Annotated in this window: 16 protein-coding genes; 6 read left to right on the top strand and 10 right to left on the bottom strand. The window is 40.6% G+C overall.

Annotated features, from left to right (window positions below; all coding sequences use genetic code 11):
- Window positions 1-130 precede the first annotated feature (130 nt).
- Both BI198_RS15605 and BI198_RS15610 read left to right on the top strand, forming a co-directional pair.
- Window positions 131-742: a DNA-3-methyladenine glycosylase I gene (locus BI198_RS15605; RefSeq protein WP_070050439.1), complete on the top strand. Its 612-nt coding sequence runs from the start codon at window positions 131-133 to the stop codon at window positions 740-742.
- Window positions 743-1,112: 370 nt separating this feature from the next.
- Window positions 1,113-1,775, top strand: coding sequence for a hypothetical protein (locus BI198_RS15610; protein WP_070050443.1), 663 nt, complete (start codon window positions 1,113-1,115; stop codon window positions 1,773-1,775).
- Window positions 1,776-1,877: 102 nt separating this feature from the next.
- On the opposite strand, the gene BI198_RS15615 is transcribed toward BI198_RS15610, so the two are convergent.
- The 5 genes from BI198_RS15615 to BI198_RS15635 form a co-directional block, all read right to left on the bottom strand.
- A complete protein-coding gene (locus BI198_RS15615) occupies window positions 1,878-2,846 on the bottom strand; it encodes a glycosyltransferase family 4 protein (RefSeq protein ID WP_201243538.1) in 969 nt (322 codons plus the stop codon).
- Complete coding sequence (locus tag BI198_RS16305; protein ID WP_235605361.1) at window positions 2,834-2,995, bottom strand: hypothetical protein; 162 nt, start codon at window positions 2,993-2,995, stop codon at window positions 2,834-2,836. Before BI198_RS16305 ends, BI198_RS15615 begins: the two co-directional genes overlap by 13 nt.
- Window positions 2,996-3,400: 405 nt before the next feature.
- Window positions 3,401-3,730, bottom strand: coding sequence for a hypothetical protein (locus BI198_RS15625; RefSeq protein WP_070050446.1), 330 nt, complete (start codon window positions 3,728-3,730; stop codon window positions 3,401-3,403).
- 75 nt (window positions 3,731-3,805) lie between these two features.
- Window positions 3,806-4,828 carry an FUSC family protein gene (locus tag BI198_RS15630; RefSeq protein WP_070050448.1) on the bottom strand — a complete coding sequence of 341 codons (1,023 nt, stop codon included), beginning with the start codon at window positions 4,826-4,828 and terminating at the stop codon, window positions 3,806-3,808.
- A gap of 8 nt (window positions 4,829-4,836) precedes the next feature.
- Window positions 4,837-6,003: an HlyD family secretion protein gene (locus BI198_RS15635; protein WP_201243540.1), complete on the bottom strand. Its 1,167-nt coding sequence runs from the start codon at window positions 6,001-6,003 to the stop codon at window positions 4,837-4,839.
- Window positions 6,004-6,429: 426 nt separating this feature from the next.
- Between BI198_RS15635 and BI198_RS15640 the strand changes: the two genes are divergently transcribed.
- Window positions 6,430-6,873, top strand: coding sequence for a TM2 domain-containing protein (locus BI198_RS15640; RefSeq protein WP_070050450.1), 444 nt, complete (start codon window positions 6,430-6,432; stop codon window positions 6,871-6,873).
- Between the two features lie 70 nt (window positions 6,874-6,943).
- Here BI198_RS15640 and BI198_RS15645 read toward each other — a convergent pair whose 3' ends face one another.
- Entirely contained in the window at window positions 6,944-8,350 is a 1,407-nt protein-coding gene (locus BI198_RS15645) for an MBL fold metallo-hydrolase RNA specificity domain-containing protein (protein ID WP_070050452.1), read from the bottom strand.
- A gap of 610 nt (window positions 8,351-8,960) precedes the next feature.
- On the opposite strand from BI198_RS15645, the gene BI198_RS15650 reads away from it, so the two are divergent.
- Window positions 8,961-9,887, top strand: coding sequence for a universal stress protein (locus tag BI198_RS15650; RefSeq protein WP_070050453.1), 927 nt, complete (start codon window positions 8,961-8,963; stop codon window positions 9,885-9,887).
- Window positions 9,888-9,970: 83 nt separating this feature from the next.
- Here the strand turns inward: BI198_RS15650 and secF are convergent, their stop codons facing one another.
- The gene (gene secF / locus BI198_RS15655) at window positions 9,971-10,918 is read right to left on the bottom strand and encodes a protein translocase subunit SecF (RefSeq protein ID WP_070050454.1); all 948 of its coding nucleotides are present in this window, start codon (window positions 10,916-10,918) and stop codon (window positions 9,971-9,973) included.
- Here secF and BI198_RS16005 point away from each other — a divergent pair.
- Window positions 10,913-11,059 (top strand): hypothetical protein, encoded by a 147-nt coding sequence (locus BI198_RS16005; protein ID WP_158007097.1) that lies wholly within the window; start codon window positions 10,913-10,915, stop codon window positions 11,057-11,059. The two genes, secF and BI198_RS16005, sit on opposite strands and share 6 nt — an antisense overlap.
- Window positions 11,060-11,192: 133 nt before the next feature.
- Here the strand turns inward: BI198_RS16005 and BI198_RS15660 are convergent, their stop codons facing one another.
- On the bottom strand, window positions 11,193-11,513 hold the full coding sequence (locus BI198_RS15660) for a hypothetical protein (protein WP_070050455.1): 321 nt from the start codon (window positions 11,511-11,513) through the stop codon (window positions 11,193-11,195).
- 403 nt (window positions 11,514-11,916) lie between these two features.
- Between BI198_RS15660 and BI198_RS15665 the strand changes: the two genes are divergently transcribed.
- Window positions 11,917-13,005 (top strand): DUF2891 domain-containing protein, encoded by a 1,089-nt coding sequence (locus BI198_RS15665; protein WP_070050457.1) that lies wholly within the window; start codon window positions 11,917-11,919, stop codon window positions 13,003-13,005.
- Between the two features lie 90 nt (window positions 13,006-13,095).
- On the opposite strand, the gene BI198_RS15670 is transcribed toward BI198_RS15665, so the two are convergent.
- Together BI198_RS15670 and BI198_RS15675 are read right to left on the bottom strand one after the other, a co-directional pair.
- Window positions 13,096-13,950, bottom strand: a complete 855-nt coding sequence (locus BI198_RS15670; RefSeq protein ID WP_070050459.1) for a DUF6999 family protein — start codon at window positions 13,948-13,950, stop codon at window positions 13,096-13,098.
- Window positions 13,940-14,626: an iron-containing redox enzyme family protein gene (locus BI198_RS15675; RefSeq protein ID WP_070050461.1), complete on the bottom strand. Its 687-nt coding sequence runs from the start codon at window positions 14,624-14,626 to the stop codon at window positions 13,940-13,942. The genes BI198_RS15670 and BI198_RS15675 overlap by 11 nt, the downstream gene beginning before the upstream one ends.
- Between the last annotated feature and the right edge of the window lie 24 nt (window positions 14,627-14,650).

The following is a 14,650-nucleotide window of genomic DNA, read 5'->3' on the forward strand; positions in this document are numbered from 1 at the left end:
AGTTATCGTACCATTAAAAATCTGAGTAACTATTGCTTAATTGCAAGCAAATATAACTGCCTAACGGCAACCTAAAATCGACGCTGTAATATATTTCTTAAGCCACATTAATAATTTTAGGACAAAACTGATGATCAAACCTAAGCAAAGTATTGCTAACAGCCTTGATGATTCCCTTACTCGTTGCCGTTGGCTAGATTGCTCTAAGCCGGATTACGTTGCCTATCATGATCAGGAATGGGGCGTGCCGGTTTATGATGATAAAAAAATGTTTGAGTTTATAGTATTAGAGTCGGCCCAAGCTGGCCTAAGCTGGTACACCATATTAAAGCGCCGCGCCGGATATAAACACGCCTTTGCTGATTTTGATGTTGAGCAAGTAGCTAAGTTTGACGACGCGAAAATAGAGCAGCTAATGCAAGATGCTTCTATTATTCGCAACCGGGCAAAAATTACAGCCGCTATTGGTAACGCCAAAGTCTTTATGGAAATTCAGCAGCAATTTGGTAGCTTTTGTAATTACTTATGGGCCTATGTTGATCATAAACCGATTATTAATGACATGGCCGCTTTAGCTGACTATCCCGCGACAACAGCGTTGTCTGATAAAATTAGTAAAGATTTAAAACAACGTGGCTTTGCTTTTTTCGGTTCTACTATCTGCTACGCCCATCTACAGGCCTGTGGCTTGGTAAATGATCACAGCCGTCAATGCTTTTTACACCACTCTTATGCGATTTAACGTCCTAAAACCACTTAAAGATGTCAAAGCCGCATTTATTACACTCTTTCACAGCATGATAATCGCTCAATATAGATAGCGTGTTACGCTTACCCGCTCCGTTACACGATTTCAAAACCAGATTAAATGTATATATTTCTTTTACTTAGGTATTAGTCAGCTTTTTTTACAACTTCATTATTTCCTAATATAACTACAATTAACATTTGCCCCTAAAACAGTGATAAACACAGGCTTTATTAACGCTTAAATAATGTTGGCTTACTTTGTGCAAAGTACACTTTGCTAAGTACTATGCGCTAAAAGCTAGTGCTAAGAAAATCTAGTCAATGTAATCAGGCTATTACAATAAAAATAAATGGAGTTATGAATGAGTAAATTATTATTGTCGCTAGTATTGTTGTTCAGCAGCAGCGCTTTTGCTGGCCTAATTGGCAATATTGAACATAATTATGGCACAGATACCTATATTCCAAGTTTCCTAAATTCAGGTGCTTGCGATACTAAACATGCAGATAGCATAACAATAAAAGATAATGGTCCTACGGGCTGCCAACGTTTTGTTGATGTGTTTGAATTTACAGCGTTAGATTTTACTAGCATTGATTATTTTGAGTTAGAGCTTACTTTTTCTAGGACTGGCAGTCCTTTAGATATTTTTCATTTATTTGAAGACTGGAATGTTCGCCCTGCTAGCAGTACATCGGTAGCAGCGACAACTGCAGAGATGCAACAATTAACGCAAACTCAAGGTACTATTATTACCGAAACTTTTACTTTTAATTCTAGTAATTTATCCTCAATATTCAGTGATATTGTTGATAACAAAAAATTCTATTTATGGTTTGCTGAAGAAACTTGGGGCAAAGATCAGTTTAATTTATATAGCGCTAATTTAAGTGTATATGGCACTGCTTCAACTGTTGATGTAGGTAATCCAAATGACACTACCGACCCTGCTAGGGTGCCAGCACCTGCTAGCTTAGCTTTATTAGGCTTTGGTTTACTGCTGCTACGTCGTTTTAAAAAATAATAAGAAATAAAAAAGCACTTAGCTATTAGTTAAGTGCTTTTTTTGTACCTTTTATTTTTAAAGAAAGCTGACAATGGTGAATTAACAATAAACTTAATGATGTCAACGCAGTTCATTTATAGTTTCAACCCAATGTTGGGCCCAATTCGCTTTTGCACACACCTGTTCAATTGATTTTATACCGTTATACGCCAGCACTTTACTTTGCTCAAAGCTATCTAGGCTTGTCGTTAATACTTGCGTGAACTCTTGTCTATTAGGCATCACTAAACGGCCATTAAAGCCGTTAATAATAATATTCGACAAACCACCCACATTACTGCTAATTACCATGCAACCCGCGGCCATGGCTTCTATCATAGATAGCGAGGTACCTTCAGAGCCTAAGGTAGGAATAATCGCAATATGCTGGCTTTTATGCACCTTAAAGCTCTCATCTGGGCCATACTGGATTACGTTAACTTTTGGCTCATTTGCAAATAGCTCTGCTAAATATGGCTTTAATGGGCCATCGCCGGCAAAGCTGACCTGAATATTATACTGCGGTAATAATTGCTTAATAATAGGAGCAATAAGTTTAATGCCGCGATAATCAACAAAACGACGGGCAATAATAATTTTTATTGTGGTATTTTGTTCAGACCACTTTTGTTCAAATTCGTTTTCGGTAATTTTTTCATTATAAAAATTATAAATAACTTTAATATGCTGCTGCTCGATATTAAACCAAGTGCGATACCAGTTAACAAAGTTATGGTCGACACAAACTAAACTGCAGCCTGCTTTGATATGCGACAAATATTTATACTGATTTAGTAGCGACGTAAAATATTGACCTAAACGTAGTTTTGAGCGGCGTGGCTTATCCCAAGAAATACCATGCTGGATGGCTAACGTTTTATAGTCAGCCATTGTTACGGAGTAAGAGTCCGTCGCAAAAACAACAATATCGTTATGTTTATTGGCTTGTTTGCTTACCCACTTTGCTAAAGCATGTTTCTTTAAATTACCACGGTATAAGCCGGTTGTTACGCCATGAACAGTATATTGCGGTTGTGCTAGGCTAAACATTTTTTCGCCGGTTGCACAATATGGCAATGCCAGCCTTGTTGGCTGAAAACATCACATAAATTTAAGATATAATTTTCGATACCGCCAAGGGTATGCATAGTGCCATCATTGGCAAACATAGCACGGTAAATAATATAAATATTAGGCATATAACAACCTGAAATCTAAGCTTTAGTTTANAAGAAATACCATGCTGGATGGCTAACGTTTTATAGTCAGCCATTGTTACGGAGTAAGAGTCCGTCGCAAAAACAACAATATCGTTATGTTTATTGGCTTGTTTGCTTACCCACTTTGCTAAAGCATGTTTCTTTAAATTACCACGGTATAAGCCGGTTGTTACGCCATGAACAGTATATTGCGGTTGTGCTAGGCTAAACATTTTTTTCGCCGGTTGCACAATATGGCAATGCCAGCCTTGTTGGCTGAAAACATCACATAAATTTAAGATATAATTTTCGATACCGCCAAGGGTATGCATAGTGCCATCATTGGCAAACATAGCACGGTAAATAATATAAATATTAGGCATATAACAACCTGAAATCTAAGCTTTAGTTTAAGGTAGTTGTGCCCGCTGTGTCAGTTACACTTTGTAATATCACATTATTCCGAGCATCTTTAAGTACAAAACCGACTTTAAACATTTGCTTATGCACCCACTTTTGTAGCAGTTGTTCAGCGCCAGACGTTTTAGCGGTTGCCAAGGCATTATCATCGGTAAATAAGCAGATTACTCGTAGGCTAGCCGGAAAATGGTTAAAGCTGGCGGTATAACTTAGCGAGACAAAACCCTCTATCTCGGCCTTTGCCTGTTCTTCAACAACTGCTACGGCTTTTTGGATATAACCATCTATTTTTCTGCAGGTTTTTGTTAATTTCATTTAATAAGCTTCATTGAGTTAATTGTTTAAGTCGCCGCAATTATAATAAATACTATTTTGATAAGTACCGTATTGCTAAGCGATATCAGTGCGCTGTTGTTGCCAGTTAGTCAGGGCATCTAATGCTGCCACCAAAAACGCTGCGCTAAACGCGCCGATGATGGTTAATATTATACGGGTAAAAGTGGCATAACCGGCATCTTGTGTAGATAAAGCGCCAGCAATGAGCGCCAATGCGACTGAAAAAGCATACTGATACACCATACTTGGCTGAGAAGAGTGTAACATTTTAGTGCCAAACCATATGCCTGCTAGAAAAATTAAGCCCAACAACACCAATAGATGCTGAGAAAACGTAAAAATTAGCAATATAATTAACGCCGTTACCCCACCCAATAAGGTGGCTCGAACGCGTTGTTTAGCTTCAAAGAATACTGCATGCCTTGTTGGAAATACCAATACCATAGCCGCAATAATGGCCATCATCATATCAGATGGTTGCATCACTAAATAAAGCCAAAAGCTTAACATCAATAATACCGAGGCTCTAATAGCTGCACCCAACACAATATTGCCTTCGCTAGGAACAGGCTTGTCGACATGCTTCTGTTTAGTACGAGCAGGAAAAACCATATAAGCAATAGGTGCCAGTACCAATGCGACTAAGGATGCTTGGATAAAGCCATCGCGCATACTCTCTAACGTCGCATTACCATTCATGCCCATGATGGACATTAATACCGTAATAATCAGCAATAACATGCCTGCAGGTGAGCCACTTTTCAGGATCATGTGAAATCCTTTAAAGTAAATTAGCCATATTACACTGACATAAACTAAGGGCATTGGCCGCAGTTGTTCTACTAGCCAGCTAATAATTAACACCGCAACAATCATTGTAATGGGCCCAGCTATAGCTTTAACCGGTTCAAAGGCTTTACGCTGAGCCGCAATTAAGCCTATGGGTAAAGCCGCTATCATTGACGGTAATGCCGGATCAATAATAGGGATCATGGCATAAGCAAGCATACCAATTAAGCCTAAGCGTAATGCATATAAAGGATCGTCATTTATACTAGGTGCTGGCGTAATATACATGGCCTGCCTTAATGTAAAAAACTAGTGATAGAGCGCGCGCGTTGTAATCCATTTGCTAACCAGCTTATTGGATTGTCTTTGCCTCCGGCAAACACCACGGTATGTACTTTACCGCCGACACGGACGCCTTTCGGCCAAGCTGCCATCCCACCTTCTAGTTCAATACGAACAGGGATATGCCGTGCTGGTTCAAACCATCTATTAGTATGTTGGTTCACCACCAAGCCACCTTGCATACTGCGGCCAGAATCTATGCCCCAAGCAATACTTTGCACCCTGCCTACAAAAATCTTACCGGGTACGGCATCAAATAATAAATGTACCGCATCGCCAGGATTGACTAATTGTAATTGATTTTCTCGCAGATCAACTGTGACCCAAGCGGCTTCGGCATCAATAAAGGTTAACGAGGGCGCTCCGGCATTAATAAACTGGCCGGCAGATAACAACACATTAGTTACCACACCTTTATGTGGGGCGGTAACGGTTGCTGAAGTTAAATCATATTGAGCGCGCTCTAACTGCACTGCCGCCGCTTCAATGGCGGGGTTATCTCGACCTAAAGATCCTAATTCTACTTTAGCGCTATCTAAGTTAGCCTCTGCACTGACTAAACGCGCATTCGCATCATCAACACTAGCTTTAGCGCTATCAGCTTGAGCCTGAGACACTAAGCCTCGCTCAGCCAGTCGTAAAGTGCGCTCTGCTTCTGTACGAGCATTATCTCGTGCCACGCGTGCCTGAGTTACCCCTGCTTGTGCAGCAACAATAGCGGCACCGGATGCATCAACACTTTGTAGGGTACTTTTAAAATTAGCTTCTGCTTGCCTAACCGCCAATTGAAATGGATAGGGATCTATAGTAAATAATGGTGTGCCAGCTTGTACAAAGGCATCGTCATCAATTAGCACTTGTATTACTTCACCCGATACGCGAGGCGCTATTTGCACCACATGGGCAGACACAATACCGCGTGAGCTGTTCGGCGCAATCCGATCGGTTAAGGCATATAACATTATTAATACCAACAATAAGCCCAACACAAATAGGCTCATCATTTTTGCACTATTCGACTCTTTTGGTGCCGCTATTACTTCATCTTTAGTATCTGTTTTAACAGCAGTTTGTTCCGTTGGTTTGTCGGTGCTTTGTTGTAGCTGATTATCTTTATCCATTTCTCATACCCAATATCATCTTACAATGCTTAAAACTATACATAATACATAATGTTAGAATAGTCTTTATTTTATCCACTGCCTATTTAAGTTTAATAAGCATTGATACTGATTATCACTACAGCGATAGCGCAAACTAGTGTTTTCAAATTCAGCTAGCAAACATCAAGTCATCAAGCCTTGTTATTTTTAGCCAGCGATTATCTTTTTTTAGTGTGATATTAACCTAGCTTAAGCGGCGCCATACCGTAGCTTAAAGGCCAAACCACCCATTTTAAATACACTTATCGCTCGCTAACTAGATTTACTAACTTATTGCTAAACAACGAAATTCAGGTTAATTTGCTGGAGTAGTATACAGCTAGCGCTGTGCTGATTAGCTAGCACATTGCGCTGAAATAAGTGTTAAGCAATGGAGTTGTAATAATGAAGGGTACTATCCTAGAGTATAATGAAGTAAGCAGAAGTGGCGTAATTTCAGGTGACGATGGCCAACGCTACAGCTTAGATGTGGCAGATTGGAAAGCCAGCCAATTACCGAGAGCCGGAAATAAAGTAGACTTTAGTGTTAATGGCGACAAAGCAGAAGCTGTTTATAGCGAAGCAGCCAGCTCGGACGCTTCTTCTAAAAAAATAGCCGCAGCATTGCTAGCCTTTTTCTTAGGTGCTTTTGGTGCCCATAAATTTTATTTAGGTTACACCAAGCAAGGCGTCATTATGCTGCTAGTGTTTATCTTTGGTTTTATATTAATCGGCATTCCGTCGATGATTATCGCGCTAATTGCCTTTGTCGAGTTTATTATTTATCTGGTTAAATCAGATGCTGACTTTGAACAAACTTATGTTATCGGCCGAAAGCCTTGGTTCTAACCTTTTAGGTTAAAGCTGCAGCTGTGACAGCGTATAATGAATAACTGCCACAGCTGTTAGCTAAAAAATATTATAAATCAATAATATCGCCCTTAGCCGGGATCTCTGCTTCTATACCTAACTCAGCCAACTTATGCTGCAGTGTTTGCTGGGCATTAATTTCGCCATGTACCAAATAAAACTGCGGCTGACCTCCAATTGCCTTAGCCCATGCCAACAATTCGCTTTGGCCAGCATGCGCAGAAAAGCCGCCTAACGTATGTACTTTTGCTTTAACAACAATATCTTGACCGAACATTTTTACCCGTTTTTCGCCATCAACTAATCGGCGGCCCAAAGTGCCGTGTACCTGAAATCCAACAAAAATAAGATGATTAGAGGTTTTCCACAGGTTATGTTTTAAGTGATGCACAATGCGACCACCATTACACATACCACTACCAGCAATAATAATCGCCCCTTGGCTAATACGATTAATTGCCATTGAATCTTCAACTTTCTCGGTTAAGCGCAGCATAGGTAACAAATCTTGCAATTTCATGCCTGGTTTAAAGCCAATAGCGGATAAATCCTTTTGATCAAGTGCACTCAGATAGTGGTTGTAAACCTCAGTAACTCTAATTGCCATTGGGCTATCTAGAAAAATCATCCGTTGCGGTAATTTACCTTGATGATGTAATAACGCTAAATAATATAAAACTTCTTGAGTGCGACCTAAGGCAAAAGCAGGAATGAAAACATTACCGCCATCATGATGGGCTTGCTCTAAAGCCTCGGTCAGTTCCTGAATAGTGTTATCGATAGTTTTATGATCACGATCGCCATAAGTGCTTTCCATTAGCACAATATCTGCTTGGCCAATATCAGTAGGGTCGTACATTAATACCGTAGCTGGATTTCCTAAGTCACCTGAGAATACTAATTTACGCATACTTTGCTGGTGTTTAAGCCACAGCTGCACAATAGCAGAACCTAATATATGCCCGGCATCCGCAAACTCTAATTCAAGTCCCGGCATTGGAATAACCCGTTTTTTATACGGGACTTGTTGGCAAAGCTGCTCAACTCGCTCGACATCTTTTAGTGATAACTGTGGCGGTTGAATTTTCTTGCCTGCTCTGGCAGCTTTTCTATTTTGCCATTCCAAATCTTTTAAATATAAATACACAGAATCTTTTAATAAAATAGGCAATAACTCTGCCGTACCCGGCGTACAAAAAATTTTGCCGTTAAAGCCCCGCGCTACAAGCATGGGTAATAAGCCACTATGATCGATATGAACATGGGATAAAATGACGATATCGATATCTTTTGGCTTAAACGCAAATTTAAACGTATGCCACTCACGAATTTGATCGGCACCTTGCACCATTCCGCAATCGAGTAAAATCTGTTTATTATTAAGTTTAATAAGATAACAAGAGCCGGTAACTTGCTGAGCAGCACCAACAAATTGCAAGGTTGCGTCTAGAGACATTAAGATATCCTTTTCTGAGTTAAGCGCAGGAAGGTATAAATTAAGTGTAGCCTAGCTTGTAGTGGTTCGCTGTTAGTCGTTCTTTATTAAAGCCTAATAAAATAAACCCTAAACTTTAATCTGGAACAGTTTATCCATAATTAGCTATAAATGTGTTTGCCAAAGTTTTCACCTGAACTATGTGCCTTTATATATGACCAAAATATTGTATGCTTTTCAGGGTTATACATATTTATACCTGCTTACCCATAACTTATACATAACTTATGCACAGTTATTCACAGTCAAATTACTATCTCGTAATTTTGTTTAATAGAATAAATTCTTAACACTCTTTGCTAGCGGTACAGCAGCAGATTACAAAAAAAATACTATACTTAACGCTTCTAAGCCTAGTTGAAATGAAAACTATCTCGACGTTAACGTCATTAGCAGAAATTACCGTGTGGCTATTAAGCTTTAGCTTTAAAACGAAGTGACACTTTTAAAATCAGTATTTTTAGCTGTCTTTTTACTGCTTAAAACTCGCGGATCACTCATCTAAGTGTTGATGTCGTTTCGGCCTAAACTAATGTTTCTTCAAAAGGCCTTATATAAACGGGGCACTATCATGAAACCGATATTAAAACATTTACTAGTGATCCAACAAAATAACGCTACCGATCTGCTCGCGCTAAGCCGGGCGATTACGTTAGCTGAACAACATCAAAGTAAGCTCACTATCTTTAAGTCTTTTTATAGAAAGTTACCACATGACAAGTTTTATCAAGCTGCCAATCAGGCCAAACTAACAGAGTTTCTCAAGCAACAGCAGCAACTTATTCAACAACAAATTGCTAACTTAAGTGATAAAAAGCTGGCAATAGATATTGTATTTTCTTGGCTGGAACATGAAAAGCTAGCTATTCATAGATTAAGCCAAGCACGAGATATAACGCTCATTATCAAGCAGCAACAGCCTCGGCTGAGCTGGCTACCATCGCTAACCCCTTGGCTTGAACATTATTTAATTAATGATATTGAACTGCCTGTCTGGCTGGTTAAGCCAAATACTGGGGATGGCGAAAAAAACATTCTAGCGTGTTTAAACCTAGAGCATCAGCAAACGAGCAATACCGCCATGAATCATGAGATCTTAAATATTGGCAGTCAATTAAACCCGCAGGATACTAAGCCTTTACATGTGTTGAGCTGCTATTGCCCTGACGACATCTCCATGAGCTTCCCTTACGATAATGAACAAGGCTTTAAGCCATTATCAAATGTCGCTCAGCGCCATAACGATTTGTTGCAACAGTATCTAGAGCGTCATCATCTACCTGTCGAACAATTGCATATTAATGAAGGATTACCTGACGATGTCATCCCTGAAACAGCCCTGCAATTACACAGCAGACTGGCCATCATTGGTAATTATCATTTGCATGACGCTAGCTCGCTATTACTGGGCAATACCGCCCATTACTTAAGTCAACATACACCTTGCGATGTCTTAATCGTTAAGCCACAACCTTTAGCCAGTATTAGCCAATTTTAGTCTTTATACTTGCTCAATAATTTAATCGGCTGCCATCTTAAACTTAACTTTAAAGACAGCCGATGACGTCAATGATTAGTCAATTACAATACGGCACCGTTCGGGTCTATTTCATCGCTTGGCGGAGGCGGCGGCAACATATCTTCGCGGCTAATCCCCAGTATTTGCGCAATAGCGCTGGCAACATAAATAGAAGAGTAAGTTCCGACTGCGATACCAAATAATAGCGCAGTAGCAAAACCATGAATTAACGGCCCGCCTTTAAAAAACAGCACTACTAAAACTAAAGCTGTGGTTAAAGACGTAATCACCGTGCGGTTTAAGGTTGAAGTAATGGCATCGTTAAGTACCTCTTCTGTGCTGGTGTCGCGCAACTTACGAAAACGCTCCCGTATGCGATCAAACACCACTATGGTATCGTTTATGGAATAACCAATTAAAGCCAATATCGCCGCTAACACTGTTAAATCAAACTCTATTTGTAACAATGAAAACAAGCCAACGGTTAAAATAACATCGTGGATCAAGGCGGCAACAGCCCCGACTGAAAGCCGCCATTCAAAGCGCATGGCGACGTAAGCTAAAATACCCAATAAGGCCATTAACATAGCCAAGCCTCCATCGGTTTTTAATTCATCACCCACACTAGGGCCAACAAATTCAATTCGGCGCATAGTCACTTGCTGAAGCTCATCGCCATTGAGTGCTGCTAATATCGACTGCCCTACTTCAGCTTGTGCTTTATCTGCCTGTAATGGAATACGAATGAGTACATCACGACTAGTACCAAATAACTGTACTATCGCATCGCCATAGCCAGCTTGAGTTAACGTTTGCCGTACTGCGGGTAAGTCGGCGGGCTGCTCAAAGCTAACCTCAATAACCGTGCCTCCTGTAAAATCTAAGCCCCAGTTAACACCTTTAATGGTTACACATAATAGCGACGCTACTATTAATATTGCCGATAACGACACCGCAATCCATTTAAAACGCATAAAATTTAGCGGTTGAGAAAAGTTAAAAACTTGCATAACACCACCTACACCAGCGGTAGTAATAAACCACCACTAGCCTTATTAATTTATACAGCGGTAGCCCAACGCTTAACGCAACTAGGCGTATTACAGCAATGGGCTAACCCTGAAAACACCGCTATAGGCACTAAAGACTAGAAAGTAGCCAACTGATAAACACCATCAACTTAGAAGTAAATGGCAAGGGCTCGGCTATAGCGGCAGTAATTTTTTCAGGCAACTTTTTTAAGGTACTTTTTAAAGGTAACTTTGCCTGTAAATAAAATTAAGATTAAATAAGTGAAGAGGTTAAGGGTGGCGCACGCGCTTGATGCTGTTGATAGAGTGTAGCTTTAATCATTTGCGCCAGCACTGTGCTGGCGTGATATTTTAGCGGAGTCGCTACGGGTAAATTGGCTGTAATTAAGCCTGTAGGCGGCTGATCATCTTGTTGCAATAAATGATCAAGCGTATACGAAGATACATTAGGCACTAGCCCTTGCAGCTGGGTTTCGGCTAGTGGTGATAAGCGTAAATCTTGCACGGCAAAAGCTTGCGGCGTACACAATATACTTAAATAAAACACTAAGGCAAAACGACTAAGCCAGCGCATAATTTCTCGTATCAAGAATCATAGTTTATAAGGTGTATATAAGATCGGAGCACAACCTAATAAGTATCATAACACTAAGGTGTAAGTGTATGCTCCAATCCGCTTATCTTATTTGACGATGTCCATTTCATCAAGCAGATTCTGTGCACCATCAACATACTGCATTAACCACAATACATAACGGATAATAGCGGCTACCAATATGAATTTTAGCTAAGTTATCCACGTTCATTGCCAAGGTGCAACAGCAATCGGCTTACTGGCTAAATTCGCGCTGAAGCGCTTAAAATGGGGTCGTAGCTAATTAATAAAAAGTTAACACACTGCCAAAGACAATTGCAGCAAATTGTTCTACTCTAGTGATAACAAGCATATACCCACCTTAAATAATCAAGGTAACCTCATGAAAATTAAAACCATTGCCTATAGCGCCATCTTAGTTTCTGTTAGCTGGTTTAGCCAAGCTAACAATGCACAGAGTCAAACGACGCATCATCTGAATATAACTGAAGCAAATTCCCTAGTTAGCTTGCCATTACACTGTGTTGAAACGCCCTATCCGTATAAAACCGGCTATGTGTTAGGTAGTGCTGCAGACTTACAAGAACCTGCAGTGGTTCACCCCATTTTTTATGGCTGCTTTGATTGGCATAGTGCTGCCCATGGGTATTGGTCACTTGTCACCTTACTTAGTCAATTTCCTGATTTAGCCCAAGCCGCTGAGGTTAAAGCAGTATTACAACGTAATTTAACTAAAGAAAAAGTGGCTGCTGAAGTGGCGTTTTTCAGTAAAGATATTAATGCTTCTTTCGAGCGTACTTATGGCTGGGCGTGGTTATTAAAGCTGTCGCAAGAGTTACATGCTTGGCAAGATCCGATGGCGGCAGAATTAGCAGCGAACTTACAACCTTTGGCCGATCTTATCGTCACCCGCTATAACGCTTTTTTACCCAAACTGTTATACCCCATTCGTGTAGGAGAGCACTCTAATACCGCTTTTGGTTTAAGCTTTGCTTATGATTATGCCGTTAGCCAAAAAAATACCGAGCTAAAAAAGCTAATCACACAGCGCGCTAAAGACTACTTTATGCAAGATAAAAGCTGCCCTATTACTTGGGAGCCAAGCGGTTTCGATTTTATTTCGCCCTGCTTAGAAGAAATGGGTTTAATGCAACGGGTATTGCCAGCAGAGCAATTTTTACCATGGCTAAAAACTTATTTGCCCCAGTTAGCGAACCCTAAATATCAATTAGCCGTAGCCCAAGTAGGCGATCGCTCAGACGGTAAATTAGTCCACTTAGACGGCTTAAACTATAGTCGCGCCTGGAACTTATATGCGTTAGCCAATAAATACCCGCGATACGCTCATTTAACAGCCGTAGCCGACAAACATGTTGCCCATGCCTACCCTAACCTCATAGGTGACAGCTATGAAGGCGGCCACTGGTTAGGCAGCTTTGCTATTCATGCCCTAAACACCGCCCAAAAATAACTAATATGGGGTCAGTACACATTAATAGAGTGTTAAATTTTTATCCTACATTTTGTTAATGCACACTGACCCCATTTTATGCTTTGCACATTAGTTTTGCTGCTTTTGACGCAGCTGCTCTAGGTAAGTATATAAATGCTCTGTAAAAAAACCATGCATTAAAAAGCGTTGACCTAAATTCCACGGCCCCACTAAGTAATGCGGGTATTTGTTATAAGCCATCTCTGTAAGGTTAGGGTTACCGACTAAGTCACCAATACGCTTTGCTATTGATTGATCTAGGTTAAAACCATTAATCGCATCGCGGTACTCTTCCCTAGTGAGTAAAAAGCAAAATAAACACATAAATAGTGCATGGGCGCTTTCAAAGTCGAGCCATTGGCTGCGCTTTTTGGTTAACTGAAACTGTGCCATATCAATGGGTTGCCAATGCTGCCAATTTAACTCTGTCGGCTTTAAGGGCTGAGCGGGATGATGCCAGCTGCCTAGCTCGGCGAATAGTCTAAATAACTCCTGATCATGATCAACAAAACTAGCCTGCTGCATCTCTGCAATACTTTTTGGATACAGCTGTACCGGCGTAAAATCATGGTTGCTATCCTGCGGGCTATTGGCTGCTAGGAAATTAAGGATATTCGATTCAGTGGCGTAATGACGCAAAATAAGTAAGCTGGCTTCTTGGCTAACAAAGTGTGTGCAAAACCAGCAAATTAACTTTTGTAAGCTAGCATGAGCGCTAAACTGCGGTAACGGCAAGCGTTTAAAAAACCAAATAATATGTAGCAATACTGCAAAGATAAACTGCAGCAGTGGCCTAATCCCCCAGCGTAACGGGTTTTGTAAATCTTTAAGCCATAAATCTAACGCGGCTTGATCAATAGGCAGTGAGTTATCGTTAGCTATCGCTTGTAAATAAGCGCTAGGCTTGGCAGATTTAGTACTCATTATCCACCTCTTCTAATTGCAAACAATACAATCTAGCGGTAACCCGAGCCGTGCGCACTATTGCCTTAAGTTGCTCTGGGCTTTGACATAAACGATCAATTAACTGATATAACTTTTGCATATGGTCATCATCATTGGCACCGTGATAACGCATAAATTTGGTATAACTGCCATCACCACTGGTGCTACTGTCTATCTGCTCGGCCCAGCTTGAGGCCATTTTCTGGCCTAAACCTTCAATAATCCACATCGCACCCAGTAAATCGACAGGGTTAGTTTGTCCGGCACGATACATTAAAAAGCCATGCAAGGCTTCAGTGCCAATATTACGGCCAGCTTGCTGAATAGTAGCCAATTCACCTCCCGCGGCGACAAAATCTCGTTCGAGCATTTCATAATCACGATGCTCTTCGCGGGCGTGACCAATAATAACCGAACGTACATCACTAAAATCGCGATCAAAACTGGACGCACAACGGCTAATCCAACGCGAGCCTTCAATAACCTGTTGCCGCCAATTCAGTAATAATTGGCAGTAATCCGCCTTGCTAAATTGTCCTCGTTCTAAGCGTTGAATTAACGGTACTCGTCCTAGCTGACGCTCAAATTCAAACCATACACGCATTAAGGCTTGTAAACATTGCTGGCCTTGGGGGGTTAAAACCTGTTCCGACATAGTTATTCCTTCCTAGCTTTTGCT

Source organism: Rheinheimera salexigens, from assembly GCF_001752395.1.
GTDB lineage: Bacteria > Pseudomonadota > Gammaproteobacteria > Enterobacterales > Alteromonadaceae > Alishewanella > Alishewanella salexigens.

Coding starts and splice junctions, on each gene's coding strand:
- BI198_RS15625 (WP_070050446.1), bottom strand. CDS start 3,730: ATGAAATTAACAAAAACCTGCAGAAAAATAGATGGTTATATCCAAAAA.
- BI198_RS15615 (WP_201243538.1), bottom strand. CDS start 2,846: ATGTTTAGCCTAGCACAACCGCAATATACTGTTCATGGCGTAACAACC.
- BI198_RS15610 (WP_070050443.1), top strand. CDS start 1,113: ATGAGTAAATTATTATTGTCGCTAGTATTGTTGTTCAGCAGCAGCGCT.
- BI198_RS15660 (WP_070050455.1), bottom strand. CDS start 11,513: ATGCGCTGGCTTAGTCGTTTTGCCTTAGTGTTTTATTTAAGTATATTG.
- BI198_RS15640 (WP_070050450.1), top strand. CDS start 6,430: ATGAAGGGTACTATCCTAGAGTATAATGAAGTAAGCAGAAGTGGCGTA.
- BI198_RS15605 (WP_070050439.1), top strand. CDS start 131: ATGATCAAACCTAAGCAAAGTATTGCTAACAGCCTTGATGATTCCCTT.
- BI198_RS15675 (WP_070050461.1), bottom strand. CDS start 14,626: ATGTCGGAACAGGTTTTAACCCCCCAAGGCCAGCAATGTTTACAAGCC.
- BI198_RS16305 (WP_235605361.1), bottom strand. CDS start 2,995: ATGCCTAATATTTATATTATTTACCGTGCTATGTTTGCCAATGATGGC.
- BI198_RS15665 (WP_070050457.1), top strand. CDS start 11,917: ATGAAAATTAAAACCATTGCCTATAGCGCCATCTTAGTTTCTGTTAGC.
- secF (WP_070050454.1), bottom strand. CDS start 10,918: ATGCAAGTTTTTAACTTTTCTCAACCGCTAAATTTTATGCGTTTTAAA.
- BI198_RS15650 (WP_070050453.1), top strand. CDS start 8,961: ATGAAACCGATATTAAAACATTTACTAGTGATCCAACAAAATAACGCT.
- BI198_RS15635 (WP_201243540.1), bottom strand. CDS start 6,003: ATGGATAAAGATAATCAGCTACAACAAAGCACCGACAAACCAACGGAA.
- BI198_RS15645 (WP_070050452.1), bottom strand. CDS start 8,350: ATGTCTCTAGACGCAACCTTGCAATTTGTTGGTGCTGCTCAGCAAGTT.
- BI198_RS15670 (WP_070050459.1), bottom strand. CDS start 13,950: ATGAGTACTAAATCTGCCAAGCCTAGCGCTTATTTACAAGCGATAGCT.
- BI198_RS15630 (WP_070050448.1), bottom strand. CDS start 4,828: ATGTATATTACGCCAGCACCTAGTATAAATGACGATCCTTTATATGCA.